Annotated in this window: 21 protein-coding genes and 1 pseudogene; 1 reads left to right on the top strand and 21 read right to left on the bottom strand. The window is 73.1% G+C overall.

Annotated elements, in window-relative coordinates; genetic code table 11:
- Positions 1 to 289: 289 nt before the first annotated feature.
- From RVR_RS28365 to RVR_RS38970, 11 genes and pseudogenes are all read right to left on the bottom strand, one after another.
- Entirely contained in the window at positions 290 to 697 is a 408-nt protein-coding gene (locus RVR_RS28365; RefSeq protein WP_202236758.1) for a hypothetical protein, read from the bottom strand.
- On the bottom strand, positions 694 to 2829 hold the full coding sequence (locus tag RVR_RS37980; RefSeq protein WP_346731483.1) for an integrase: 2136 nt from the start codon (positions 2827 to 2829) through the stop codon (positions 694 to 696). The genes RVR_RS28365 and RVR_RS37980 overlap by 4 nt, the downstream gene beginning before the upstream one ends.
- Positions 2830 to 2831: 2 nt before the next feature.
- A complete protein-coding gene (locus RVR_RS28355; RefSeq protein WP_202236757.1) occupies positions 2832 to 4544 on the bottom strand; it encodes a hypothetical protein in 1713 nt (570 codons plus the stop codon).
- Entirely contained in the window at positions 4541 to 6079 is a 1539-nt protein-coding gene (locus tag RVR_RS28350; RefSeq protein WP_202236756.1) for a site-specific integrase, read from the bottom strand. The genes RVR_RS28355 and RVR_RS28350 overlap by 4 nt, the downstream gene beginning before the upstream one ends.
- Before the next feature lie 37 nt (positions 6080 to 6116).
- Positions 6117 to 6482 (bottom strand): annotated as a pseudogene (locus tag RVR_RS28345) (AAA family ATPase); the annotation flags it as partial.
- Positions 6479 to 8014 carry a 3' terminal RNA ribose 2'-O-methyltransferase Hen1 gene (locus RVR_RS28340; RefSeq protein ID WP_202236755.1) on the bottom strand — a complete coding sequence of 512 codons (1536 nt, stop codon included), beginning with the start codon at positions 8012 to 8014 and terminating at the stop codon, positions 6479 to 6481. The gene RVR_RS28340 and the pseudogene RVR_RS28345, both read right to left, overlap by 4 nt.
- Positions 8015 to 8116: 102 nt before the next feature.
- Positions 8117 to 9004, bottom strand: a complete 888-nt coding sequence (mmuM, locus tag RVR_RS28335) for a homocysteine S-methyltransferase (protein ID WP_237405011.1) — start codon at positions 9002 to 9004, stop codon at positions 8117 to 8119.
- Between the two features lie 154 nt (positions 9005 to 9158).
- Positions 9159 to 10079, bottom strand: coding sequence for an LLM class F420-dependent oxidoreductase (locus tag RVR_RS28330; protein ID WP_202236754.1), 921 nt, complete (start codon positions 10077 to 10079; stop codon positions 9159 to 9161).
- A 35-nt stretch (positions 10080 to 10114) separates the two neighbouring features.
- Positions 10115 to 10585 carry a DUF6099 family protein gene (locus tag RVR_RS28325; protein WP_202236753.1) on the bottom strand — a complete coding sequence of 157 codons (471 nt, stop codon included), beginning with the start codon at positions 10583 to 10585 and terminating at the stop codon, positions 10115 to 10117.
- Between the two features lie 206 nt (positions 10586 to 10791).
- Entirely contained in the window at positions 10792 to 11157 is a 366-nt protein-coding gene (locus RVR_RS28320; RefSeq protein WP_202236752.1) for a nucleotide pyrophosphohydrolase, read from the bottom strand.
- Between the two features lie 39 nt (positions 11158 to 11196).
- Positions 11197 to 13344: a hypothetical protein gene (locus RVR_RS38970; protein WP_202236751.1), complete on the bottom strand. Its 2148-nt coding sequence runs from the start codon at positions 13342 to 13344 to the stop codon at positions 11197 to 11199.
- 304 nt (positions 13345 to 13648) lie between these two features.
- On the opposite strand from RVR_RS38970, the gene RVR_RS28310 reads away from it, so the two are divergent.
- Positions 13649 to 14299: a DUF1697 domain-containing protein gene (locus tag RVR_RS28310; RefSeq protein WP_202236750.1), complete on the top strand. Its 651-nt coding sequence runs from the start codon at positions 13649 to 13651 to the stop codon at positions 14297 to 14299.
- 60 nt (positions 14300 to 14359) lie between these two features.
- Here the strand turns inward: RVR_RS28310 and RVR_RS28305 are convergent, their stop codons facing one another.
- The 10 genes from RVR_RS28305 to RVR_RS28260 form a co-directional block, all read right to left on the bottom strand.
- On the bottom strand, positions 14360 to 16087 hold the full coding sequence (locus tag RVR_RS28305; protein WP_202236749.1) for a CocE/NonD family hydrolase: 1728 nt from the start codon (positions 16085 to 16087) through the stop codon (positions 14360 to 14362).
- A 16-nt stretch (positions 16088 to 16103) separates the two neighbouring features.
- Positions 16104 to 17048, bottom strand: a complete 945-nt coding sequence (locus tag RVR_RS28300) for an MBL fold metallo-hydrolase (protein WP_202236748.1) — start codon at positions 17046 to 17048, stop codon at positions 16104 to 16106.
- Positions 17049 to 17091: 43 nt separating this feature from the next.
- Positions 17092 to 18015 (bottom strand): alpha/beta hydrolase, encoded by a 924-nt coding sequence (locus tag RVR_RS28295; RefSeq protein WP_202236747.1) that lies wholly within the window; start codon positions 18013 to 18015, stop codon positions 17092 to 17094.
- Positions 18016 to 18019: 4 nt separating this feature from the next.
- Positions 18020 to 19240 carry an FAD-dependent oxidoreductase gene (locus RVR_RS28290; protein ID WP_202236746.1) on the bottom strand — a complete coding sequence of 407 codons (1221 nt, stop codon included), beginning with the start codon at positions 19238 to 19240 and terminating at the stop codon, positions 18020 to 18022.
- Between the two features lie 12 nt (positions 19241 to 19252).
- Positions 19253 to 20209 (bottom strand): phosphotriesterase, encoded by a 957-nt coding sequence (locus RVR_RS28285; protein WP_202236745.1) that lies wholly within the window; start codon positions 20207 to 20209, stop codon positions 19253 to 19255.
- A gap of 58 nt (positions 20210 to 20267) precedes the next feature.
- A complete protein-coding gene (locus tag RVR_RS28280; RefSeq protein WP_202236744.1) occupies positions 20268 to 21242 on the bottom strand; it encodes a phosphotriesterase family protein in 975 nt (324 codons plus the stop codon).
- A 275-nt stretch (positions 21243 to 21517) separates the two neighbouring features.
- On the bottom strand, positions 21518 to 22126 hold the full coding sequence (locus tag RVR_RS28275) for a TetR/AcrR family transcriptional regulator (RefSeq protein ID WP_202236743.1): 609 nt from the start codon (positions 22124 to 22126) through the stop codon (positions 21518 to 21520).
- 129 nt (positions 22127 to 22255) lie between these two features.
- Positions 22256 to 22930, bottom strand: coding sequence for a 3-oxoacid CoA-transferase subunit B (locus tag RVR_RS28270; protein ID WP_202236742.1), 675 nt, complete (start codon positions 22928 to 22930; stop codon positions 22256 to 22258).
- Positions 22930 to 23625, bottom strand: a complete 696-nt coding sequence (locus tag RVR_RS28265) for a 3-oxoacid CoA-transferase subunit A (RefSeq protein ID WP_202236740.1) — start codon at positions 23623 to 23625, stop codon at positions 22930 to 22932. Before RVR_RS28265 ends, RVR_RS28270 begins: the two co-directional genes overlap by 1 nt.
- Positions 23622 to 24923: an FAD-dependent monooxygenase gene (locus RVR_RS28260; protein ID WP_202239295.1), complete on the bottom strand. Its 1302-nt coding sequence runs from the start codon at positions 24921 to 24923 to the stop codon at positions 23622 to 23624. Before RVR_RS28260 ends, RVR_RS28265 begins: the two co-directional genes overlap by 4 nt.
- Positions 24924 to 24966 lie beyond the last annotated feature (43 nt).

The following is a 24966-nucleotide window of genomic DNA, read 5'->3' as shown; positions in this document are numbered from 1 at the left end:
CTGCGTCTGGCGACGACATCCTGTGCCCGTCGGCGGCGCCAGACCTATCCACCCCCGCCTGGCGCGGCGCCGAAAAGCCCGCCATCCGGGAAGTTCATCCGAATGTGCCGACCCGTGGCTGCGCCTGAAGCCGTCCAGTAGTGGCGTGGAGCGGGGACACGCACCCCACGCCGACCCCGTCATCGAAGTCGTGCAGGGCGAGAAGGGGCGGCAGGCCGGAAGGATGTTGGGCGAGGAACCCCTCTGCGTAGCTGTCCGGCCCGGGTTCGCCGGGGCCGGACAGCTGGGGTCAGGTGACGGGCCGAAGAAGGATGACGTTGTCAGGGACCGGCCGCGGGTCCGGTGGCGTGTCCTGCCTTTGGGTGAGAACAGCGGCGGCGAGGGTCAGCTGGGTGACCCTTTGACGGAGTTCTTCGATCTGGGCCTGCTGACCTTTGATCGTTTGCCGCTGGCGGGTGACGGTCTCCCGCAGCTCTCTCTCCGATTCAGGGATCTGGAGGGTCTCGTTCCGGACCCGTTCGTAGAAGAGGTTCTTCAGGTCCGAGTGCCGTTTCATGAGGGCCATGCGGTGGACGCCGGCTTCGATGGCGAGGGCGGCGGCAGTGAGGCTGCCGTTGGACGTGGTGGCCTGGCCTGTAAGGAGCCGGTCGATGGCCTGGCGGATGCGGGTGCGCTCGTCCTGGTGGTTCGGGTTCATCGCAGGGCCTCGGCGGTTCGGGCGGTGGAGTCGTGGGTGTCGGCGGTGGTGCGGAGCCGGTCGGCGTTGGTCCGCAGGCGGCGGGCGACCGGTGGTGGCAGGCGGTCGGCGAGGTGGTCGAGTTCCTCGGCGCGCTGCCGCAGGAGTTGGGCGTGGGTGTCGGTGCGGACGGTGTTGGGACAGCCGGGGCGGCAGTCGTACTGGCGGGGCGCGTTGGCGCCGGGGCCGGGTTCGCACAGGGCGGTGTCGCGTTTAAACGCACAGATCAGCAGGGCGTCGGAGTTGTCGAACAGGACGATGCCGTCGCGGGCGAGGTAGGCGCGGGCCTTGGGGACGAAGGTGCGCGGCACGATGCGGCCTTCGAAGCGGGGGACGTGGGCGGCGGCGGTGAGGGCGCGCTGGGTGGCGGGGCCGGAGATGCGTTCGCCGGCGGCGAGTTGATCGCGCAGGCGTGCGGCGGTGTCGGCGGCGGTGAGGGCGGTCTCGACGTCGAGGACGGTGTGGATGCCGCCGCGGCTGCGGGTGCCGTAGCGGCTGGAGGTGCGGGCGTCCAGGACGGTGCGCATGTGGCCGTACTGGATGGCGAGGGCGACCAGGCCGCCGGGGCGGCGGGCGATGTGCCAGGCCAGGGTGCGGCGGAAGCGGTTGGTGTTGATGGGGCCGTGCGGGTCGTCGGGCACTGCCTGGCCGGTCAGGTTCTTGGCGGCGGCCTCGCGGTTGATCCAGGTCACGAAGTCCTTGATGCGGAGGTTCAGGGTGCCAGCCCTCAGCGAGCCGGCACCGTCCTGGGTGAAGTGGTGGGCGGAGCCGAGGAGGAGCTCGGCCTCGGGCACGATCCTCTCCAGGACCCGGATGGCGTGGACGACTGGGGTGATCGCGACCCAGGGGACGGCGCGGACTTCGCCGGCGGAGACGTGGTTGCCGTCGCTGTCGGTGACGTTCTTGAAGTGGTGGCTGCGGATCAGGTGGCGCCCTGGTGCGCCGTCGGTGGTGGGCCGCGGGTCGGGGCAGCAGCCGGAGCGCAGGTTCTGGACCTCCTGGGGTCGCATGCCGGTCAGGTAGAGGCAGGTCACCGCGGCGGCGGTGACGAGGTGGCGCATCAACTCCGGGGTCTCGTGGAAGTCCATGTGCTCGCGCCAGGGCCTGCCATCGAGGCGGCCGCGGACCGGCGCGTCGAGCGGGCAGGGGCCGGGGTGCTGCTGGACGACGGTGGCCAGGTCGTGTTTGAGGGCGAACCGGTGGATCTGGCCGACGCTGGCGCCGGTCAGGGCGGCGACGTACTGGCGGGACAGCGACGCCTTGTGCTTGCCCGTGCTGGCGGGCAGGGCTTTCCCGTCCCGGAGCATCGGCAGCAGCAGGTCCTCCAGGGCCGCCCAGGTCGTCGTCGTGGCCTTGCCGGCCGCGGCGAGGCCGGTCAGGCGGTTGCGTTCGGCCCAGGCCGTGAGGATGTCGTCGGCGAAGTCGTCGACGAAGCGGATCGCCCAGGTCAGCAGCGGGCCGAGGACCTGTGGGTCCAGGGGCTCGGTGGTGTTCTCAGCGTGGCTGCCGTCGGCGGCCGGGAGGAAGTCGTCCACGCTTTCGGTCTCCCAGGGCGGCTGGGCGATGCCGGTGGGTGCCGCGCTGAGCCGGCCGAAGGCCCACAGGTCGGTGAGGCGGCCGCAGACGATCGCCGCGGTGGTGCGCGCGACGCCAGCCAGGCGTTCGCCGAGGAAGGAGCGCCACCGTTCGGTGGTGCAGGCGCCGAGGTCGGTGACACCGTTGCGGTGCAGCCAGCGGGCGAGCTGCATCCACTCGTTGCAGGTGGCGTACATGTCGCCGCCCGACGTGCGGGCACGGGCCTGGGCTCCGCGGCCGTGGAGGTAGGTGGGCTTGAGCTGGCCGTTGATCATCGTCCAGGTGATCAGCTTCAGCTGGCCCCGCAGCGGCGCCGGACAGTTCCTCCAGAAGATCCGGCACAGCTGGGAAGCGGGATTGTCGATGAGCGGGGCCAGTGCCCAGACGGGGTCCTGGTAGCGGGAATTCGGGTGGGTGTTGCCGGGACTGATCCACTTGGCGAGCACCACGGGGCTGTCGGGACGGGGCATGGGCAGCACGTAGGGGTCGGCTCCGGCGCCGACCCGGGTGGCGGTCACGGTCAGATCGTTCCTTTCAGCAGCAGGTGCACCAGGGTGCGGTCGTCAGTGTCGGCCCGGCCGCTGGCCGCATCCCACCCCGCGGCGCCGACCTTGTCCCGCAGGTCGTCCAGCCGCTTGCCGGACTCGCTCCAGCGTTCCTGCCAGGCGTCCGCGGGAAGCACGGAGCGCAGGCTTCGCAGTTCCCGGTGCAGGAGGGACAGGCGGGCGTGGTGGCCCGGGTGGACATGGGCGTTCGGACAGCCCAGGCACATCAGGAAGTCCGCCCCGCAGCCGCCCTCGCCGTCCGGCCACGGACTGGACGCCTCGTCCCCGCAGTCCGCGGTGGCGGTGGCTGTGTGACCGGGCTGGGGCCTCTCTGCGAGCCGGCCGCCGAACACCGCCTTCGCCTGAGCGAGCGCCTCGTGGGCTCCGTCGGCGAAGACGTCGCGGGAGGCGTGCTGGACGTGCTCATCGGGCAGCACGTAGATGCTCTCGTGGGTGCCCGGTGCGTGCTGGAGCGGCCGGCCTTCGCGGATCACGGTGGTGCGGCGGCTGCGCTGGAACAGCGCCCCGCTCAGGCCGTGGGTCTTCGCCCACCACTGCGTGTCGCCGTCGGCGATGCCGACCACGAGCGGGCCGATCCGGGCTGGGCGTCCCGGATCGGAGTACATCCGGCTGGGGTAGTGGCTGCGGGCCACCATCAACCGGTCCGTGCCCGGGACGAGGGCGGCGGCCAGCCAGCGCGCGAAGGCGGTGGCCTCCAGCGCCTCGGTGACCAGTCGGCCGGGCGAGCCCGGTCCGATGTCGGTGACGTTCTCCGTAGAAAACCACCGGCCGCCGCCTTTGCGCCGCTTCTCCACCTGGATGCGGTAGGTGGGCGCCTTGCCCGCCCCGGCCGACGGTGCCGCCGCCGGGGCCGGCAGGCGGTGGTAGACGGACAGGTTCCAGCCGAACCGGTGCGTCAGCAGCACGGCGAGCGCGGTGAGCTCGGAGCGGTCCAGGTACAGCCGGCCCCAGGTGTTCTCCCAGTTCGTGCCTCCCAACAGCCTTTTGCCGCGCACCACTCCCGCGCGGCCAGTGGGGAGGTAGCCGGTGCGGGCGAGCTCGTCCAGGGCCGTCGCGACCCGCCAGTCCCTGCCGCCTTCCACCAGGTCGCCGGCCTGCCAAGCGGCCAGCAGAGCGGCGTTCTCCCGCACGCGCAGCAGAGCGCCGCGGAACTGCCGCTGCGCGGCCAGCAGCACCCGCTGCTGCTCGTCACCGGCGTAGGAGCGCCGCGTCGACCGGGCGGTGGGCAGGCGCCTAACCAGCTCTTCGGCGGCCGGCCCGCCAGCCAGGCGGTCGTCCAGCTTGAGCAACGGCCGGATGTGGCGCATCAGGCTGATACCGCCGTTGGTGGCGATGTTCCTCATCCGCCACCGCTTGAGGATCGCGGCCGTGAGCCCGTCCAGGTCCTCCACGGCTTCGGGCTGCTCCGCGATGAAACGCGCGAACGCGTTCAGAGCCGTCCAGTAGGACTGTGCGGTCTCGTGGCTGTTCCACCTGGCCGACCGGGCGGCAAACAGCCGGGCCAGGGAGTGCTGCATCGGCGCCGGTACCGGCAGCTCGGCGAAGTCAAACCGCCTTCGGGTGCCCTCGGCGTAAGCGATCGTCACCACCAGCTGGTCCGGGGCCAGCGCCGGCGCGACGCGGTGCCCGCCCGGCGGCTGCGACGCCTTGCGCCCCCGCCCGCTCACGCGCCCACCCGCCCGGCCAGCAGGACGTCCACGTCCTGGATGCCCTGCGACTCCCGCGCAAGCCTGGCGAGGACCTCGGCCAGGTCCTCCACCGGGCGATCCCGCTCGTCGTCCGAACCTGCTGCCGCCAGGATCGACTCCAGCTCCAGGTGCGCGACGGGAGCGAGGTAGTGCCGCTTCGTGGTCTCCACGTCCGCGTGACCCAGCAGGGTCTTCACCAGCCACCACGGATCACCGAACAGCAGCGCGAAGTCCCGCCGGTCCGCCTTCGTCAGCCCGAACCGCGCCTCCACCAGCGTGTTCAGCACGACCAGCATGTAGAGCGCGTAGGAGTGACGAGCGGCGTGCGGTGTCGCGTACGGGCTGCGGCCGCGGACCTCCGCCAGGCGGAACTCCCGCCGCATCTCCCGTTCCCGGGCGGTGAGCAGGACCTGCTCACAGCGCCGGTTCGCCGCCGTGAAGACGCCGTTCCAGCGGTCCGGCGCCATCGGCAAGCCCTGCTCCGTCAGCCACAACCAGGCCGGCTCCGGACCCTCAGGGCCGTCGAGGAACAGCAACTGCCGCTCCCGCCAACCCAGCCGGCCCAGCTCCTGCCGGCCCGACACCCCGCTCCGGTCCACCCAGTGCACCACCGGCCTGCGGGCCGTGGTCACCGCGGTGACCAAGCGCAGCCCCGCCAGCCGCTCGTAGCGCCCCGCCTCCTGGGCCCGCCGAATCACCCATGCGCGCTCCGAGGCGATGTACGCCTCCACCTGCCCGACCGCGTCCACCGCGGCGTAAAAGACCCGTCCAGCCTTCGCCCTCGTCAACGCGGCAGCGACCTGCCCGTGGCAGTACCGGCCATGGCGCAGCCGCTGGGTGGGCACCTCGAAGGTGAGAAGCGACCCGCCCTCCTGACGGCGCAGCCCGGAGCCGAGCAGCAGCTGCACGAAGCCCGTGTTGCGCAGCTCCGTCCTCGACTCCCACCCGGCTGCCGGCACCGCGGCAAGGGTGTGGCCGCGAAGGCCGATGTCCGACCACAAGCCCCAGGTCCGCGGCGTCAGCCACAGCACATTGGAGCTCACCGAGTCCGCTGCCCGGTCTTCGCTCCTGCCTACGTCCACCGGCAGCGGTTCGACCTTCGCCCACCGGAACAACTTGGTGAACGCGGCCGCCTCCCGGTTCCACTTCGTCCCACCGATACGCTGCGGGTTACCGACCGCTCGGCACCGCCAGTCCCGGTAGTCCACGAGATCCTGCCGGCTCGCCCTGCGCCAGGGCACCCCGCGTGCCGACAGAAACGTCAGGAGCAAACGGATGTCCGTCCCGTAGTTCCGCTTCGTCTCCCGCTCCTGGCTGCGGAACTGGCCGGAGCGAACGAAGTCCAGAAGGTCGGGGTCCACCGTGCCGTCCGGCGAGACGAACACCGGATCGCCAGGCCGTAGTCCGATCCGGGCCACCTCCGCCGGCAGGTCCCGGACCCCGAGGAAGCCCTCAACTGGCAGGGCCCCCCATCGGTCCGGATCCGGTACCCACACCACTTGCCACTCAGTCAACCAACGCCTCCCTGACGGCTTGAACTCACAAAATCATCAGGGAAGTGGAGTCGACGACGGTCCGCCGCCCGGCGGCGAGCCGCTTGCCCGCGATGTAGTGCAGCACGTCGAACGCGTCGCGCGTCGCGCTCTGGTCGTTCTCGTCGTCGGCGACCAGGCCGCGGCAGAAGTCCGAGGAGATCACCTCGGTCGGCTGGAAGTGCCGTGCGGCGAACGTGGACTTGCCCGAACCGGTCGCCCCGATCAGCACGACCAGCGAGAGGTCGGTGACGGCCAACTCGCGTGCCGGCCCCGTGGCCCGCGCGCCCTGCGGCTCCGCCGTGGCCGGGTCGGTGCCCGGTTCCGCGCTCGTGCCCGTGGCCGCGCCCGTGTCCAGGTCCAGATCCCTACGGTGCTCGGTCATGCGACGGCCTCCTTCTCTGCTCTCTCGCCGCTCCGGTCCTTCTCGTCCTCAGCCGTACGCGCTTCCGTGTCACGCGTGGCCGTACCGTCGGCGGTGCGGGCGAAGACGGCCATCTGCGTGGGCGGGCCCACCTCGGGGTCGTCGGGGCCGACCGGCACGAACCGCACCTGGTAGCCGTACCGCGCGGCCACCTCGGCCGCCCAGAGGCCGAACTGCTCCCGGGTCCACTCGAATCGGTGGTCCGCGTGCCGCACGTGCCCGGCCGGCAGCGACTCCCAACGCACGTTGTACTCGGCGTTCGGCGTCGTCACGACCACCGTCCCCGGGCGCGCGGCCCCGAACACGGCGTACCCCAGCGCTGGCAGCCGGGGCGGGTCCAGGTGCTCGACCACCTCGCTGAGCACCGCGGCGTCATAGCCCTTCAGCCGCGCGTCGGTGTACGCCAACGAGCCCTGGAGCAACGCGATCCGTCCCGCCTGCCGCTCCCCCATCCGGTCCAGCCGCAACCGGCGCGCCGCGATGTCCAGCGCCCGCGCCGACACGTCCATGCCGACTACCTCGGTGAACCGCGTCTCCTTCAGCATCGCCGCCACCAACTGGCCCTGCCCGCAGCCCAGGTCCAGCACCCGCGCCGCGCCGGCCGCGCGCAGCTCGCCGAGGATCGCCTCCCTGCGCCGCACCGCGAGCGGCGCCGGCCGCTCCGCCACCTCCTCGGGGCCCTCCGGCTCCACCGCGTTGTCGATCTCCTCCACCTCGATGTCGTCGGCGTCGGCCAGCCGGACCAGCTCCAGCCGCTCCATCGCCTGCCGGGTCAGCGACCAACGCCGGGACAGGTAGCGGCTGGTGATCAGCTTCTGCTCCGGGTGCCGCGGCAGCCACCCCTCGCCGAACCTCAGCAGCTTCTCCACCTCGTCGGCCGACACCCAGTAGTGCTTGGCGTCGTCCAGCACCGGCAGCAGCACGTACAGGTGCCGCAACGCCTCGGCCAGCCGCACCTCCCCTTCCAACGTCAGTGCCACGTACCGCGACGCGCCCCACTCCGGGAACCGCGGGTCGAGCGCGATGGGCTCCGTGGCCACCCGCCATCCCAGCGGCTCGAACAGCTTCGCCACCAGCTCCGGCCCGCCCCGCGCGGGCAGCACCGGCACCTCCAGCCGCAGCGGCATCGGCGCCGCCGCCCGCTCCGGGTGGGTCCGGCACTCCCCGCGCAGCGCGCTGGAGAACACCGTCCGCAACGCCACCGCCAGCAGCGACGACGCGGCGTACGGCCGGTCGTTCACATACTGCGCGAGCGCGGCATCGGGCGCACCGCCACGCCCCCGCCCCTTGCCCCGCCGCACCAGCGCCGGCGCGTCCACCTCCAGCAGCAGCGCCGCGGTGGTCGACTCGGCGGTGGCCTCGGGGTAGAACACGTGCGCCTGGCCGTAGGCGGTCGAGAACGCCTGCGCCCTGTCCGGGTGCTTGTGGAGCAGGAACCCCAGGTCGGTGGCCGGAACTTCGGTGCTGCCGGTGGCAGTGATCGTCATGAACACGTACCCGAGTATCGGCACCGGGGCGCCCGGCCGACACCGGTTTATGCCCCGGTCCGGCCGCCCGACGGCCCCCTCCGCCCGAGCCGCCGGCCGCCGAACCGCTCAGCCGCCGCCCCGCAACACCGCCGCGATACCGGCGATCCCGGTCGGGCCGACCCGGCAGCAGCCGCCCACCAGCCGCGCGCCCGCCCGGCACCACCCGGTGACCAGCGCGGGGTCGAACTGCGCGCCGCCCGCCCAGCGCCGCCCCTCGGCGTCCCACCGCTCCCCGCTGTTGGGGTAGGCCACCACCGGTTTGCGCGTGATCCCGGCGGCCAGCCGCACCGCGTCGTCCACCTCGCCCGGAGCGCAGCAGTTGACGCCCACCGCGACCACCTCGTCCCGGTCGGCCACCAGGGCGAACGCGTCCTCCAACCGCTGCCCGGCCCGAGTCCGCCCGCCCTCGACCGTGTACGACAGCCACAGCGGCACCCCGGTGCCCTCGGCCGCCTTCAGCATCGCCTCCGCCTCGTCCACGTCCGGCACCGTCTCCAGCGCGAGGACATCCGGCTGTGCGGCCGCCAGCACCTCGATCCGCGGGCGGTGGAACCGCTCCAGCTCCCGTACACCGAGCCCGTACCGCCCCCGGTACTCGCTCCCGTCCGCCAGCATCGCTCCGTACGGCCCGACCGACGCCGCCACCCGCACCCCGGGGCTGCCTGCCGCCGCCCTGCGGGCCAACCGGACGCTGCTTCCCAGCAGCCGCGCCGTCTCCGCCCGGCCGAAGCCGCGCCGGGCGAACCCCTCGAACGTCGCCTGGTAGCTGGCCGTGGTGAGCACCTGGGCGCCCGCCTCCAGGTACGCCGTGTGGGCCGCGAGGATCTGCCCGGGTTCCTCCGCCAGCAGCCGGGCCGTCCACAGCGGGTCCGTCACGTCGCAGCCCTGGTCCACGAGTTGGTTGGACAACCCGCCGTCGAGCACCAGCGCTCCGTCGTCCGGCACCAGCGGCACGCCCCGCTTCCCTCCGATCGCCTCGCCTCCTTCCGCTCGGTCCGGTGGTGCTTCCCCCGTCGTCCGGGCGACGGGCTCCTCCTCGGCGGGCGGTCCGCCCGGCCCGCGGGCGGGGCCGGGCTCCGCCGCGGGCACGGGCGGTGTCACCGCGCCGTCACCCGAGCTGGGACTGGACCTGCGAGGAGATCAGCTCCAGGTGGTCCAGGTCCTCCAGGTCGAGGACCTGGAGGTAGAACCGGGTGGCGCCCAGCTCGGCGTACCGCCCGATCTTGTCGACGACCTCGGCGGGCGAACCGGCGAGCCCGTTCGCCTTCAGCTCGTCGACCTCCCGGCCGATCGCCGCCGCACGCCTGCCGACCTCGGCGTCGTCCTTGCCGACCGCGACGACCAGCGCGTTGGACAGGACGATGTCGTCCGCCGCCCGACCGGCCGACCGCAACGCCTCCCGCACCCGCTCGAACTGCTGCCCGCTGTCCTCGATCGAGGCGAACGGCACGTTGAACTCCGCCGCGTAGCGCGCCGTCAGCTCAGGGGTGCGCTTGGCTCCCATACCGCCGATGATCACCGGGAGCGAGGACTGCGCGGGCTTGGCCAGCGCCGGCGAGTCCTTGAGCTGGTAGAACTTGCCGTCGAAGTCGAAGGTCTGCCCCGCCGGCGTCCCCCACAGTCCGGTGATGACGGCCAACTGCTCCTCCAGCCGACCGAACTTCTCCTTCGGGAAGGGGATTCCGTACGCAGTGTGCTCCGCCTCGTACCAGCCCGCGCCGAGCCCGAACTCGACGCGGCCGCCCGACATCTGGTCCACCTGCGCCACCTGGATGGCCAGGACCCCCGGCAGCCGGAAGGTGCCCGCGGTCATCAACGTGCCGAGCTTGATCCGGCGGGTCTCCCGCGCGAGGCCCGCCAGGGTGATCCACGCGTCCGTGGGTCCCGGCAGCCCGTCCCCGCCCATGGTCAGGTAGTGGTCGGACCGGAAGAACGCGTCGAAGCCCAGCTCCTCGGTGGCCTTGGCGACGGCCAGCAGCGTGTCGTAGCTCGCCCCCTGCTGGGGCTCGGTGAAGATTCGTAGATCCATTCCTCCATCCTGCATCAGATCCGCGGCCGGTCGCGTCACCCCGAATTCGTGTGCGCGAGCATGTGCACCCGGTCCTTCGCCTCGTCCACCGCGTCCAGCGCCTCGACGCACTCCCAGTAGGTCTCCTCGTCGCAGGCGGAGGAGATCAGCGTGACCAGGGCGAGCCCGATCCCGCCGAGGAGGGTGCGCAGCGCCCGCAGTGTGCCGTCCGGTTCGCGGACCGTGCTCAACCGCGCCGCCCTGGGCGGGCCGACCCGTGTCGCCGACACGACCGGCACGGGCCCGGCCCGCGACACCGTGAGCCCAGGATCGCGGGTCGTCGCGCGCTCCCCCGGGCGGACGGTGCCCGGGCCGCCGTCGACCCCGTCCTCCCGCGTCTCCGCGAGCAGCCGGCCGATCGCGTCCGTCAGCTCGTACGCCTGCCAGGCTTCGGCGATGACGTCCGCCGGTTGCGGATCGCGGCTCATCGTCCGCTCCGCCTCGGCCACGAGTCGTGCAGCGTCCATGTCCTCTTTCCCTTCCCTCGCGTTCGCGCGTCGGCTCGGCGCCGCCGCCTCATGTCACTCAGAGTGACACAGCGCAAGGGTCAGAAAAGAGGGGGATGTCGAATGTGTGGACGAGCCCCGGGCTGTGGATAAGTCGGTCACCCGTTCGAGGGATCGCGGCACTCCGCAATGTCGTGCACAGGCGGTTTCGGCTCCGACCCGTCCTCTTACGGCTCCGGCTCCGGCTCCGGTTCGGGCTCCGGCACGGGAAACCGCAGCTCGTTGCGGTCGATCTTGGCGGAGAGCGCGGCAAGGACGTCGATGTCCAGCACCGCGCAGAACTGGAGCAGGTACGCCAGGACGTCCGCGACCTCGTCCAGCACCCGGCCCGCCGCCTCGCCGTCACCGCCTCCGTCCATCACCGCCGCCGACTGCTCGGGGGTCAACCACTGGAAGATCTCCAGCAGTTCGGAGGCTTCGACGCTCAGCGCGGCGGCGAGGTTCTTGGGCGTGTGAAAAGGCTCCCAGCGGCGCCGGGCCGCGAAGTCCACCAGGCGCTGCTGCAGTTCGGCGAGATCATGTCGGTCGGTCACGCGGACCGGTCTACCAAATCCTCGCCGCCTCCGCCCCCGTCACCCCCTGCTCCCGTCCCCGCCGTCGCCACCACCACCTCCGCCGTCCCCGTCGTCGCCGTCCCCGTCGTCATCGAGGTCGACATCGACATCCACATCGACGTCGAGGGCCGCGGGAAGGGGCCCCGCAGTTGCGGGCGCGAACACCGAGTCGAGCCATGCCGGTTCCGCGTGGCCGGGCACGTCGTCGACGGTTTCGGTCGGGACGTAGTCGGCGGGCTCGAAGCCCCGCTCGTCCGGCCCCTCCCACGCGAGGCCACCGTACGCGGACCCGTCGTACTCGAAGCCGGCTGCGTACCCGAAGTCCTCGTGCCCCGCCCGGTCGAACGGCGGCTCGCCGTACGGGGAGACGGCCGCCGGCGCCGCGCCGCGGGCACCCGGCGAGGCCCGGCGGTGCGGACCGGACTGGGCGGGCACCCGCGCCTCGCCGGCGGCCACGGGCCGCGCTCCCCCGGTCCGCGGGGGCCGCGGGCCGGCCGTCGCGGGCCGGAAGCGTACGGCGGCACCCGGCTCGGTCCCACCCGGCCCCTCACGGTCCGCCGCCCTCGCGGGGTCCACCGGCCCGGCCGCGCTCGGGTCCTCGCCCTTCGCCCCGCCCCCTTCACCGTTCACGGACTCGTCGCCCCCGGCGGCCTCCCGACCCCCCGCCCCGCGTTCGGACGGAGCCCCTGCCACCGTTCCCGGGCCGGCGCCCGCCTCCTCCGCTCCCAGGCCGACCGCCCCTTCGGCGGACCCGACCGTCTCCACGCGCACGGCTCCCCCGACGTCCATCGGGCCCCCGGGCTCCCTCTCCGCCACCCGCCCACCACCCGCGCCCACCCCGGCGGGGCTCGCCCCCTCTCCGGTGTCCGCCCCCTCTCCGGCGTCCGCGCCCGCCCCGGCTCCCGTGTCGTCCTCGGCGCCGCCGGCTCCCTCCCCCGACGCCCCCTTCTTCGTCGTCCGCACCAGCTCCGCCCCCGGCCCGAGCGCCATGAGCAGGGCGCCCTCCGCCCCCTCGGCCTCCTCCAGCAACGAGGAGTCCTGCACGGTGCACAGCAGCCGGATGTGGCCGCGGGCGGACGCGAGCCCCGCCAGCCGGAGCAGTTCCCGGGCCTGCCGCCGGTCGACACCGACGTCGAGCCCGTCGGCCACCACCGTCAGCACCTGGCCGGCCGGCAGGTGCTCGGTGCTCGTGTCGACGTCCAGCACACCGGGCCCGGTCAGCAGCACCAACGCCAGGGCCAGGAAGCGCAGTTCGCCGTCGCCGAGCCGATCGACCGGGACGGTGCCGAGGCCGCCGCGGTCGACCGCGGCGATCACCGCCTCGACCAGCGGCTCACTCCCGTCACCGGCGATGAGCGCGGGCAGCGCGGTCAGCCCGCGCACCGGCCCGCTGCACACGTCGCGCACGGCACCCACCAGCATCCCGTGCCGGATGCTGCACTCGTGCTCGGTCCTGGCCAGCACCGCGGACAGGTTGTCGCACGAACCGCGCAGCCTCCCGTCACCGACCCGGACGGGGCCGCGCATCAACTCGGGCCGCGGCGCGACCGGGAAGACCCCGCGCAGCGCGACCACGAGTTGCTCGGCCGCGGCCAGTACCAGCCGCTGGCCCTCGGTGCTGCCGGAGACCCGCAGCGGCAGCAGCGACGTGGCGAGCCGGTCGTCGGGAAGGGGTGCGCGGGTGACCCACACGGAGTCCCCGGTGTGCCAGGCGGCCTGCACGGAGGACCGCGCCGGGTCGCGCAGCGCCGTGGTCAGAAGCGTCTCGCCCAGGCCGGTGAGCCGCTCGCCGACGATCCGCAGGGTCGGCTCGACCTGGACGGCCAGGTCGAGCCGGACCGGTCCGAGCGTTCCCCCGGCGGTGCAGCCGACACGGAAGCCGCGCCGCCCCTGCGCGTCGGGGCTCGCACCCTGCGGTACGCAGGCCGCCGCTCCTCCGCGCACGAAGGACCTTCCGCTGCGCGACACCTCGAACACCTCTTGCAGATCGGCTCCCGAGGCGAGCCGTCCGAGGACGGCCAGACCTTCGAGGACACTCGACTTGCCCGTCCCGCTCGTCCCGGTGAGGAGCGTGATCGGGTCGAGCGGGAAAGTGGCGCCACGATGCGATTTGAAGGCCGACAGCCGGAGTTCGGTGATGATCGGACGCTGCGGGCTGCTGCTCATGGCGGCGAAGCTAACGACCGCGGTCCGCGCCGAATCGTTCCAGCGTGCGTTTCGTCCCTCGAAAGAGGGACATCCGGCATGATCCGCATTGATTCGGGAGAAACGGACGTACAGAAACAGACCTACAGCGGAACGGATCAGGCGGCGCCCGAATCACCGCCGGCCCGATCCGCACCCCCACACGCGCCGCACTCCTCTGCCCGCGCATCCGCACGTCCGCACCGTCGGACCCGCCCTCCCCGGCCCCCGCGCCCCGCGCGTCGCGGGTGGGCCACAGCGCAGACCGCTCACTACCTTTACGGAGGTGACGAAACCCAGCAAGCCGCGTCCACCGAAGTCCGCGGACCGCGCGACCGCCGCGGACCTCGCGGCCACCGCGGCCACCGCAGACACCACGGACACCGCCGACCCGTCCGCCACCCGCTACGTCGCGCTCCTGCGCGGCATCAACGTCGGGGGACACGCACGTGTCCCCATGGAGACACTGCGCGGCCTGCTCACCGACATGGGCGGCACCGCGGTACGCACCCACCTGCAGAGCGGCAACGCCGTCTTCACCCACGGTGAGGAGGAACCGGAGCACCTGGCAGCGGAGTTGGAGCAGCGCATCAGGGACGAACTGGGGCTCACCGTCACGTGCTTGGTCCGGACGGCGACGGACCTTCGGCGCGTGGCCGACGCGAACCCGTTCGCCATGGAGGGGGTGAACGGCTCACGGTTCCTGGTCGTCTTCCTGTCCGGGCCCCCGCCCCGGGACAAGCTGGCGACCCTGGACCCGGCCGTCTACGCCCCCGACGAGTTCCGGGCCGGTGAGCGGGAGATCTACGCCCACTTCCCGGACTCGATCCGCAACTCCAAGCTGGCCGCCCGCTTCTCGGACCGCTGGCTCGGCCTGACCGCGACCGCGCGCAACTGGAACACCGTCGTGAAGCTCGTCGAGTTGAGCGGGCCCTGAGCGAACGCCTCCGGCCCGCTACCGAACACCTCCAGCCCGCTACCAAACGCCTCCAGCCTGCTACCGAGCACCGCCGGTCGTCGTGAACGGCAGCACCAGCCGGGAGGGATGCGCGGCGTCCCGGTAGATCTTGTGGGTCACCGGACGGCCCACCGGCAGGTGGAAGGCGTCCGGGGGCAGCAGGGCGTTGTGCGCGTCGGCGAGCGGTTCGTCGTTGGACAACTCCGCCACCAGGCGGTGCCCCGGCAGGAGGGTGGCCGCGAACGGGTACAGCCGCAGGACGTACTCCTCGATGCTGCCCGGCTCCACCGGCACCGACCGGGTGTGCGGGTGGTACGGGTTGCCCTCGGTGGAGCGCTCCTCGTCGAGTTCCCGGTGGGACGCCTTGAGGTAGCCGGTCGTCACCAACTGCCGCGCGCCGCCGGGCGCTTCGTCCCACAGGCGGAGGATGAAGTTGGTGTCGTCCTGGTCGATCTCGGCGAACAGGTGCGCGGCGCCGCTGCCGATCAGTTCGGTGGGCTCCTCGAACGGCGCGGTGCGCCACGCGAGCACCTCCACCTCGTCGGTCACGGTCAGCGGCGCCTGGTAGAAGCCGTCCGGTGCGGCGTGCTCGGCGCCCATGTGCTCCGGCTCGAAGGACAGCTTGCGGCGCGGGCGCAGGTAGAGCGACCGGTGGGAGGTCTCCTTCGGCGGCCACTGCGCCGCGGTCACCACCTCGCGTGAGCCCTCCACGAACACGCTCACGGCCGGCTCGTCCATGATCCCGTTGTCGACGCCCTTGAGCCAGTACGCGTACCAGCGGAACATCGCGTCGTGCTCCTCGACCCAGGGCCGCGACTGCATCGGCGGGTAGGAGCCGATGTCGAGCTTCTTGGGACCCTTGAGCACGTCGAACAGCTCGATGTGGCCGTCCACCGTCCAGCCCCTGCCCTGGTCGATCTGCAGGTAGACCGGGATGTCGATGGCGCGGGCGAGGTTGACGGGATTGCGCTCCTCGTACCAGTCGCCGTCGAGGGGGTTCATCACGATGTCGAACCAGAACTCGCGGTGGGCGGGGTACCTCAGCACGTGCACGAGGTTGGGCCAGGCGGCCACGTCGGGGTCCTTCAGCCGCTCCGCCACGAGCCGGTCCAGTTCCTCGGCGCCGTGCACCTGCCGCATGCGGGACCTGACGTCGGTGTGGGCGATGCCGGAGTCGCCGCCGCGCCCCTCCCGGGCGGCACGCGGCATGAACCACATGATCCCGCCGTGATAGGTCGTCTCGTAGAAGTCGTAGTGCCCGCCGCTGACGAAGATCGCCTTCAGGTGCGGGGGGCGCTCGGCGGCGGCGAGGACCTGCATGGAGCCGAAGTAGGAGATGCCGATCATGCCGACGTTGCCGTCGCACCACGGCTGCGCGGCCACCCACTCGATCAGGTCGTACAGGTCCTGGCCCTGCGGGACCCCGCCGGCGTTGTAGTTGCCGATCATGGTGCCGCCGGAGTCGCCGGTGCCGCGCATGTCGCCGATCACGTGGACGTACCCCTCGCGGACGACGCGTGCGATGTCGCCGGCCTCGATGCAGCCGTCCCACATCGGGCTGGGGCGCAGTTGCGGAGGTGTGGTCAGCGCCAGGGCCTGCAGTTCCTTGCCGTAGGCGCTCGCCGCGATCAGCGCCGGGCGGGGCGTGTCGTCCACGCCGTGGTAGGCGTCCGCGGCGAGTTCGACGCCGTCGCGCATCGGCACCCGCAGGTCCTTGCGGACGGCGATGACCTGCTCGCCCGCCCGGATGGTGTGAAGGTCGGTCATGTGGCTCACTCCTGGTTCACTGCGCGGTCCGTCGGTGCTGCGCGCGGTAGCCGTGCAGCGAGGTGAAGAACGGCGACGGTTCGAGGGCCGGGTCGCCGGTGTAGCCGAGGGCGTCCGCCACGGAGGCGAACGGGGAGTACGGCGAGTGCGTGGCGCGCGCGCCGGCGTCGAGGCAGGCGCGGGCCGCCGCGGCCACGCGCCGCTCGGCGTCGAGGCTCTGGGCGACGGCCTCCCGCGCCTGCGCCTCGTCGAGTTCGACGCCGTACGGGGTGCCGTCGGCGCGGCGGTAAGGGTGCCCGAGGTAGAGGTGGCGGGGCCGGACCACGTCACGCAGGGAGGTGAGGCTCGCGCGGTAGGCGGCCGGGTCGGTGTAGCCGGGGAAGCCGTTCGCGGCGCCTGTCACCTGCACGGCGTCCCCGGTGAACACCGCCCGCCGGCCGTCCACGGCGTACGCGACCGACCCGGGCGTGTGACCCGGGAGGGAGTGCACCGACACCGTGACGTCGCCGCCGAGGGACAGCGTCTCGCCGCCCCCGACGAGCAGGGTGGGTTCCATCTCGCCGGAGATGACGGTGTCCGCGGCGGCCGCCACCCGCGCCTCGCCGTCCGGATCCGCGAGGTACCGGCCGCGTCCCGCGCGGTACTCCTCGACGTGGGCCCGCCGCGAACGGAGCATCGGCGCGTCGGCGTGGTGGATGACCACCTGGGCGCGCCGGCCGGTCAGCTCCCACAGGGCGTACGCACCGCCGATGTGGTCGATGTGGCCGTGCGTCAGCAGGATCCAGCGCACGTCCTCGACGCGCCGCCCGATCGCCGCCAGTGCCGGGGCCATGCCGTCGGCCGGCGACGAGGCGATACCGGTGTCGACGATCGCCGGTTCGGGCGCGTCGACGTAGAAGCTGTACAGCCCGAACCGACCCCAGGGCGAGACCAGGGGGTGGACGGTGCGTGCCTGCTCCATGGGGGTGGCTCTCTTTCCTGACTCGTGCCCGCTCGTCGTCCGCTCAGTGCCCGCGCAGGAAGGCGCGGGTCACGGCGAAGACGTCGGAGAACTCGGCGATCCGGGAGAAGTGCTGGACGAAGCCGTGGTTGGCGCCCCGGTAACGGCGGACGGTCGCCTCCACCCCGGCCTCCTGGAGCCGCCGGCCGTAGAGTTCGCCCTCGTCGCGCAGCGGGTCGAACTCTGCGGTGACGATCAGGGCCGGCGGCAGCCCGCCCAGGTCGGGCCGCCTGATCGGCGAGACGCGCGGGTCGGCGGGGTCGGCGCCGCTGTCGAGGTAGAAGGCGTTGAAGGGCCTCAGCCCGGCGGTCTCCAGCCCGTAGCCGACGGCGTTCTCCCGCAACGAGGGGTAGCGGTCCGGGTCGAAGTCCAGGTCGAGCGAGGGGTAGTAGAGGACCTGGTGGGTGATCCGGTCGAACCCCTCGTCGTGTGCCCTGGCCGCGACCGCGGCGGCGAAGGCGCCGCCGGAGCTGTCCCCGGCGACGGCCAGCAGCCCGCCGTCCCAGCCGAGGCCGTCACCCTGCCGGGCGACCCAGCGCACCACGGCGTGGCAGTCGTCGAGCCCGGCGGGGAAGGCGGCCTCGGGCGCGAGGCGGTAGCCGACGGAGACGACCGTCAGACCGGTCTCCTTCGCCAGCGACCGTGCGAGGTGGTCGTGGGTCTCCAGGCTGCCGAGGAAGAAGGCGCCGCCGTGGAAGTAGACCAGCACGCCGTGCCGGGCGGCCGCGGTCGGCGTGTAGACGCGTACCGGCACCTCGCCGGAGTCGGTCCGCGCGGTCACGTCCGCCACCGCGTGCAGCGGCAGCCGCTGCTCGGTGGGAAGGACCCGGGCCTCGTCGGCCGCGCGCAGGGCCGCCGGGTCGAGCGGGCCGCCGGGCGGAGCGGGCAGGCCCGCGAGGAAGCCGGCGATCTCGGGGTGCAGGGGCACGGCGTCACTCCCGTCCGGCCGCGGCGGACGCCGGGTGCGAGGGCGGGGCCGGACTCTCGTGCGCCGGGTGCGACGCCGGGGACGACGCCGGGTTCAGGGACGACGGCGGGTTCCCGGACGGGCCCGCGGTGCCGGCCTTCTGCCCGGGGAAGACCTCGTCGATCCCGTCCTCCGCCCAGCCCTGGCGCGACACGGCCTGGAGCCTGTCGGTCACCGGCTTGCGGGTGGCCTGGTACGCGGCCAGCCCCTCTGGCAGGGACGGGGCGTCGCGCAGGGCGTCGGCGAGCGCTCCGGCGTCCTCGATGGCGGAGTTGGCGCCCTGCCCCTGGTGGTGGAGCATCGAGTGGGCCGCGTCGCCGACCAGGACGACGCTCGCGGAGTGCCAGGTGTCGACCGGGTCGATGTCGTAGACCGCGCGGATGTTCACGGCGTCCATGTCGAGGTCGCGGGTGATGGCGACCAGGCGCTCGTCGAAGCCCTCGACCGTGCGCAGCAGGTCGTCCTTGCCGACCTGGGGCGTCCAGGTGCCGTCGGGGCACAGGGCGGTGATGTCGAACGACGCCTGGCCCCGGTGCCGCAGCGGCAGCAGGTAGACCTTCGTGCCCCTGCCGATGTACATCCGCAGGTTGTCGTCCACGACCATGCCGTGCGCGTCGTCCACGGAGATGACCGCGCGGTAGGCGTGCTCCCCCGAGAAGACCGGGCCCTTCGCGCTGAACAACTGGTCGCGCACGACCGACTTGATGCCGTCCGCGCCGACGACGAGGTCCGCCTCGGCGGTGGCGCCGTCGGCGAAGGTGAGGACCGCGCTGCCGCCCTGGTCCTCCACGGTCCGCAGCCGGTGGCCCAGGTGCACCATGCCGCGGGGCAGGACGCCGAGCAGGGCGTCGATGAAGTCGCCCCGGTGGATCAGGTGGGTACGGGTCTGCTCCCCGGCCGCCGGCCACGCCTCCTTGAGGATCGGCTCACCGGTGGCGGTGAGGATCTCGAAGAACTCGCTGGGCGAGCTGACTCCCGCGATCGCGTCGAAGATGCCCCACTGCCGGAACCGGTTGACGGTCGCGGGCCGCAGCCCGATCCCCGCGCCGACCTCGCGGATCCGTTGTGCCTGCTCGTACACGTCGACGCGCGCGCCGAGCAGGCTCAGCGCCTTGGCCGCCGCCGCGCCGCCGTATCCCGCGCCGACGACCGCGATCCTGAGATTCTTCAGCTCCGAGGAGTGCATGGTGGGTCTCTCTTACTTCTGGAGGGTCAGGAAGGCGGCCGGGTTGTCGACGAAGACCGTCTTCAGGGCGGCCTCGTCCAGGCCGGCGGCGCGCAGGTCCGGGATGAGGTCGTCGAAGAGGTAGTTGACGGTGTGTCCCTCGACCCCCGGCCAGCCCAGCGGGCTGCAGTTGGCGTCGGCCGACGCGAGGACCTGGTGCAGGCGGCGGCCCCCGTCGACGAACCGCAGGAAGTGGTCCAGCCGCTCCTGCCGCGGCCGAGCCCAGAACGGCGGGTCGGGCAGCTCCGTCTCGTAGCCGAAGGTGTCGAAGCCGACCCGGCCGCCCTGCTCGGCGATCCAGACGTCGCGGGTCCGGTCGGCGTTCACGCCGTCGTCCACGTGCCCGAACAGCACGCGGTCCAGCGGGAGGCCCTCCTGAGCGAAGATCGCCACCGCGTTCTCGGCGTCGATGGCGAGGTGGGTGAGGACGGGCGCGCCGGTGGTGAGGGACGCGCGGGCGGCGGCGCGGTAGATGCGCTTGTCCAGCTCGGTCATCCGGCCGCCGCGGCTCACGCCGACCTTGATGACGCCGGCGCGCCCGCCGGTGCCGCCGATGCCGACGGTGATCTCGTGCACGAACTGCCGGGTGAGCCGGTCGACGTCCGCGCGGGCGAAGTACGGCAGCGCGGTGTCGCCCCCCACGAAACCGGTGCAGGCGACGATGTGGACGCCGGTCTTCGCCGACAGGGACCGGTAGTGGTCGATGTCGCGGCCGTTGCAGATGCCGGTCACGTCCACGAAGGTGCCGCCGCCGAGTTCGTGGAACCGGCGCAGCTTCGGAACGGTCTCGGCGGAGCGCTCCTCAGGGGTCCTCCACCACTTCGTGTCCAGCTCGGAGCCGGGCATGCCGTACCCGATGTGCTCGTGGATCGCCACGAAGCCGAGTTCCTCGGCGGGGACCGGCCCCAGGACGGTGTTCACTCTGGACACAACGCTCACCTTCAAGGGAGAGGGAAGAGGACTTGGTGGTCGTTCGGCCGGCGCGCGCTCAGCGCGTGGCGAGCAGGTCGCGCGGGTTGGCCACGAGGATGCGGCGCACGTCGTCCTCGCCCAGGCCCCGCGCCGCGAGCCGCGGCACGAAGTCGGTCAGCACCCGGCTGTAGGGCAGGTCGTCGGCGGGGTGGCCCTTCGCCACGCCGGTCGCGCCGGCGGACAGCAGGATCCGGTCGGCGTGGCCCGCCCGCGCCAACTCCACGACCAGGCGGGCGCGTTCGGCGTCGGTGACGTGGTCCGGGCCCTCCCGGCCGACCCGGTCGAGCACGACGCGGGCGCCGCGGGCGGCGACCTTCACGGGCGCGCCGGCGGCGACGGCGTCCGCGCGGTCCAGCCCGCCGACGGCGATCCGGTCGGCCGGCAGCCCCTCGTCGAGGGCGGTGTCCAGGTCGTGGACGGCGTCGGCGCCGTACCGGAGCGAGAGCGCGGTGCCGGTGGCGAGGGCGGCCCGGGCGGCGCCGCGCACCAGGCTCTCGTCGGTCGCAGTCATACCGGTACGGGTCACGGCCGTGGCCACCAGGCCGGCGGGGCCGCGGCGCTCCACGCGCGGGACCACCATGCCCTCGGTGATCTCCCGGGTGAAGAGTTCCGCGAACTTCTCCGCCGGCCACGGGGTCGGGGGGTCGGTCTGCGGAGTGAGGAAGTAGCCGCCGAGGAGTTCCTCGGGGCCCTGCCCGGTCGAGGCGACGATGTGGACACCGGTGGCGCGGGACAGCGACTCGTACAGCCGCACGTCCCGTCCGTGGAACATGCCCGTGCTGTCGACGAGCGTGCCGCCGCCGCGGGCGCGGAAGTCCCTCAGCTTCCCGGCGAGCGTCTCGAAGATCTCCGGCCGGTCGAAGTCCACGTCGTAGGCGTGCTCGGCGCCCGGGAGCACCGACAGCAGGGCTTCGTGGACCGCGACGACGCCCAGTTCGTCCGCCGGCACCGGGCCAAGGACGGTGTTCACGGTGCTGCTGTTCACGCTCATGTACGGGCCTCACGTGTCCGGTGCGGGGCGCGACGGCGCGCCACTGACTCCTGTCACGGTAGCCATTCGTTTTACATGACGTCAATGAAACGAACACCACGAAAAAATATTAGGCGCATCGTCGAGCCATGGGCGGCCCGGCGCGCGGGGTCTGCACGGCGCCGGAAACACGACGACCCCGCGCCGGTCTCGGGCGCGGGGTCGATACGGGACGGGGTCGATACGGGACGAGCCGGGGCGTCAGGTCAGGTCAGGTCAGGTCAGGTCAGGTCAGGTCAGGTCAGCAACCGCAGCCAGCTTGCGCCCAGTTCCTCGAGCATCTGCTCGCGCGTGAGCTTCCAGTCCGCGCCGTCCCAGTGCTGGGCGACGTAGTCCAGCTCCGCCATCGCCAGCACGCCCCGGAAGCGGCGCTGGTGGGGTTCGAAGCGGCCGGCCTGCGCCAGCCCGTCCTCGATGTCGCTGATGGCCTCCTCCAGCCACCGCTCCACCAGGTCGGTCAGCTCCGGGTCGACGACCGCGGCGTCCCGGCCGACGCGGATGATCGGCCGGATCGCCGGCCAGCTGTCGGCGGTGCGCCGCAGCCAGGCGGTGACCGCCGCCGGCGTCCCGTCCGCCACGGTCGCCACCAGGCCCAGGGCGGTGGAGCCGTGCTCGGGCGAACCGACGCGTTGCAGGGCCTCGTTGAGCTGCTCGTCGATGAGGGCCCTCATCAGCTCGCTGCGGGAGGGGAAGTAGGCGTAGAAGGTCACCCGGGTGGTACCCGCCGCCGTCGCGATGTCGTCGACCGTGGTGGCGGCGTACCCCTTCGTCTTGAACAGTTCGAGTCCCGACTCCAGCAGCAGACGGCGCGTCATCTGCTTCTGCGCCTGTCGAAGGTTCGCCATGGCGCGATCCTAGCGCGGCACCGCACGACGAGCGTACGGGCCGCCTTCCCGCCGTACGACTCGCACGGCACCCTGCCGGGATGTAAAGCGCTCGGGGAGCACCCGCTCGGCCCTCCCGGACCGGGTCGCTCAGGTGAGGAGGTCGACCAGGAGCCGGCTGCGCAGTTCGGCGACCGTCACGCCGTAGGTCTCCCGGACACGGACACCCTTAGGGCCGGGCTCGAAGACCCCGTGGTCGGTGTAGACGGTGCTCACGCAGGCGGCCCCGGTCAACGGGTACGTGCAGGCGGGCACCAGCTTCGGCATGCCGTCGCGGGTGAACAGGCCCATCATCACCAGTACCCGGCGAGCGCCGACCGCCAGGTCCATCGCGCCCCCCACGGCCGGGATCGCGTCCGGGTCGCCGGTGGACCAGTTGGCGAGGTCGCCGTGGTGCGAGACCTCGAACGCGCCGAGGACGCAGACGTCCAGGTGGCCGCCGCGCATCATCGCGAAGGAGTCCGCGTGGTGGAAGTACGCCGCCCCCGGCAACTCGGTGACCGGTACCTTCCCGGCGTTGGTGAGATCGGGGTCCGCCTCCGCGCCCACCGCCGCCGGCCCCATGCCGAGCATGCCGTTCTCGGTGTGCAGGACGATCCCGGCGCCGGGCGGCAGGTGCTCGGCGACGCGCGTCGGCTGCCCGATGCCGAGGTTGGCGTAGGAGCCGGGCGGGATGTCGCGGGCGACGCGCGCCGCGAGCTCGTCGGTGGTGAGCGGGCCGCGGCCGGTGTGCTCCACGGGGTCCGCGGCGGAGGCGTTCGTCATCAGCGGGCTCCTCGTACGGTCAGCCGGCGGGACTCCGCCCTGACCAGGCGGTCGACATAGATGCCGGGGGTGACGACGGTCTCCGGGTCGATCCGCCCCGCCGGCACGATCTCGGCCACCTGGGCGATCACCGTGCCGGCCGCGGTGGCCATCACCGGCCCGAAGTTCCGGGCGGTCCTGCGGTAGACGAGGTTGCCGGCCGTGTCCGCCCGGTGCGCGCCGATCAGGGCGACGTCCCCCCTGAGCGGGTACTCCAGGACGTGGGCACGCCCGCCGATCCGCCGGGTCTCCTTGCCCTCGGCGAGCGGAGTGCCCGCACCGACGGGGCTGTAGAAGGCGCCGATGCCCGCGCCGGCGGCCCGCATCCGCTCCGCCAGCGTGCCCTGCGGCACCACCTCCAGCTCCAGCCGGCCGGCGCGGTACAGGCCGTCGAAGACGTGGGAGTCGCTCTGCCGCGGGAAGGAGCAGATCACCTTGCGCACCCGCCCCGCCCCCAGCAGGGCGGCCAGGCCCACGTCGCCGTTGCCGGCGTTGTTGGAGACCACGGTCAGGTCCCCGGCGCCCTGCCGGATGAGGGCGTCGATCAGGTCGAAGGGCATGCCGGCCAGTCCGAACCCGCCCACCAGGACCGTCGCCCCGTCCCGCACGCCCGCGACGGCCTCGTCGGTCGTCGCGGCCACGGTCGTCGCGCTCACCGGCCGCCCACCTCGCCGGTGACGGGCTCCGGGACCGCGGCGGGGTCCGCCGAGGACAGCGGGACCGGGGTGAACATGGGAGGTTCCTGGTCGGGGGTCAGCGCGGTCGGGCCGTACAGCCAGTCGACGAAGGAGTAGTCGTGGGTGTCGCGGGCCCGGAGCACCGCGTTGCGCTGCCGGCGCGGGACACCGCCGAGGTGCCACAGCTCGCCCCAGGCGCGGGAGGTGGTCAGCACCCGGCGGCAGTGCTCCGGGCGCACCGCCTGGTAGGCGGCGAGGGCGGCGTCCCAGTCGACGGTGCCGTCGGCGGCGCTGTGGCGGGCCACGTGCTCGCCCAGCACCCACCCGTCCTCGATCGCCATGATCGCGCCCTGCGCGATGTACTGGAGCGGGGGGTGGGCGGAGTCGCCGAGCAGCGCGATCCGGCCGTGCACCCAGGTCGCGATCGGGTCGCGGTCGAACATCCGCCACCGCTTGTCCCGCCACATGAACGGCAGGCCGTCGCGGACGAAGTCGCAGGTCCCGGCGAAGGCGGCGTCCAACTCGTCGGGCGTGCCCCAGTCCTCGCGCCCGGCCAGGGCCTTGGGCGACTCGAAGACGGCGACCTGGTTGAGGAGTTCACCGCCGCGCAGTCCGTAGTGCACGAAGTGGCAGCCGGGCCCGACGTGCACCACGACCTCGCCGAGGTCGACGCCCGCCACCCGCGGCAGGCCGGCGGGCACGGTGCCGCGGTAGGCGACGTACGCGGAGGAGACCGGCGCGTCGTCGACGAGCAGCCCGCGCGCGCGGGAGTGCAGCCCGTCGGCGGCGATCACGACACCGGCGCGGTGCGTCCCGCCGGAGGCGAGGGTCACCCGGGCGCCGCCGCCGGCGTTCTCGTACCCGGTCACCCGGGCGCCGCCGCCGGCGTTCTCGTACCCGGTCACCCGTGCGCCGGTGACCAGCTCGACGCCGGCGCGACGGCACGCCCGCAGCAGCAGGCCGTGCAGGTCGCTGCGGTGGATGACCAGGTACGGGTGGCCGTACCGCCGTTCCAGGTCGCGCAGGTCCAGCCGGGTCAGTTCGGTGCCGTCGACGGCGTCGCGCATCACCATGGAGTGGGGGACGACACCGAGGCCCCTGGCCTCGTCCAGCAGGCCGTAGTCGTCGAGGATGCGGGTGCAGTTGGGCGCGAGCTGGATGCCGGCGCCGACCTCGCCGAAGGCCGCCGCCCGCTCCAGCAGGCGCACGCGCCGGCCCTGGCGGGTGAGCGAGAACGCGGCGCCGAGGCCGCCGAGGCCGCCGCCGACGACGATCACGTCGGGATCGGGGGCCCCGCCCGACGCGCGGTTCTCGTTCGGC

It is taken from the genome of Streptomyces sp. SN-593 (assembly GCF_016756395.1).
Classification (GTDB): domain Bacteria; phylum Actinomycetota; class Actinomycetes; order Streptomycetales; family Streptomycetaceae; genus Actinacidiphila; species Actinacidiphila reveromycinica.
Note: the sequence above shows the minus strand (reverse complement) of the source record. Positions and strands in the feature narration are given on the sequence as shown.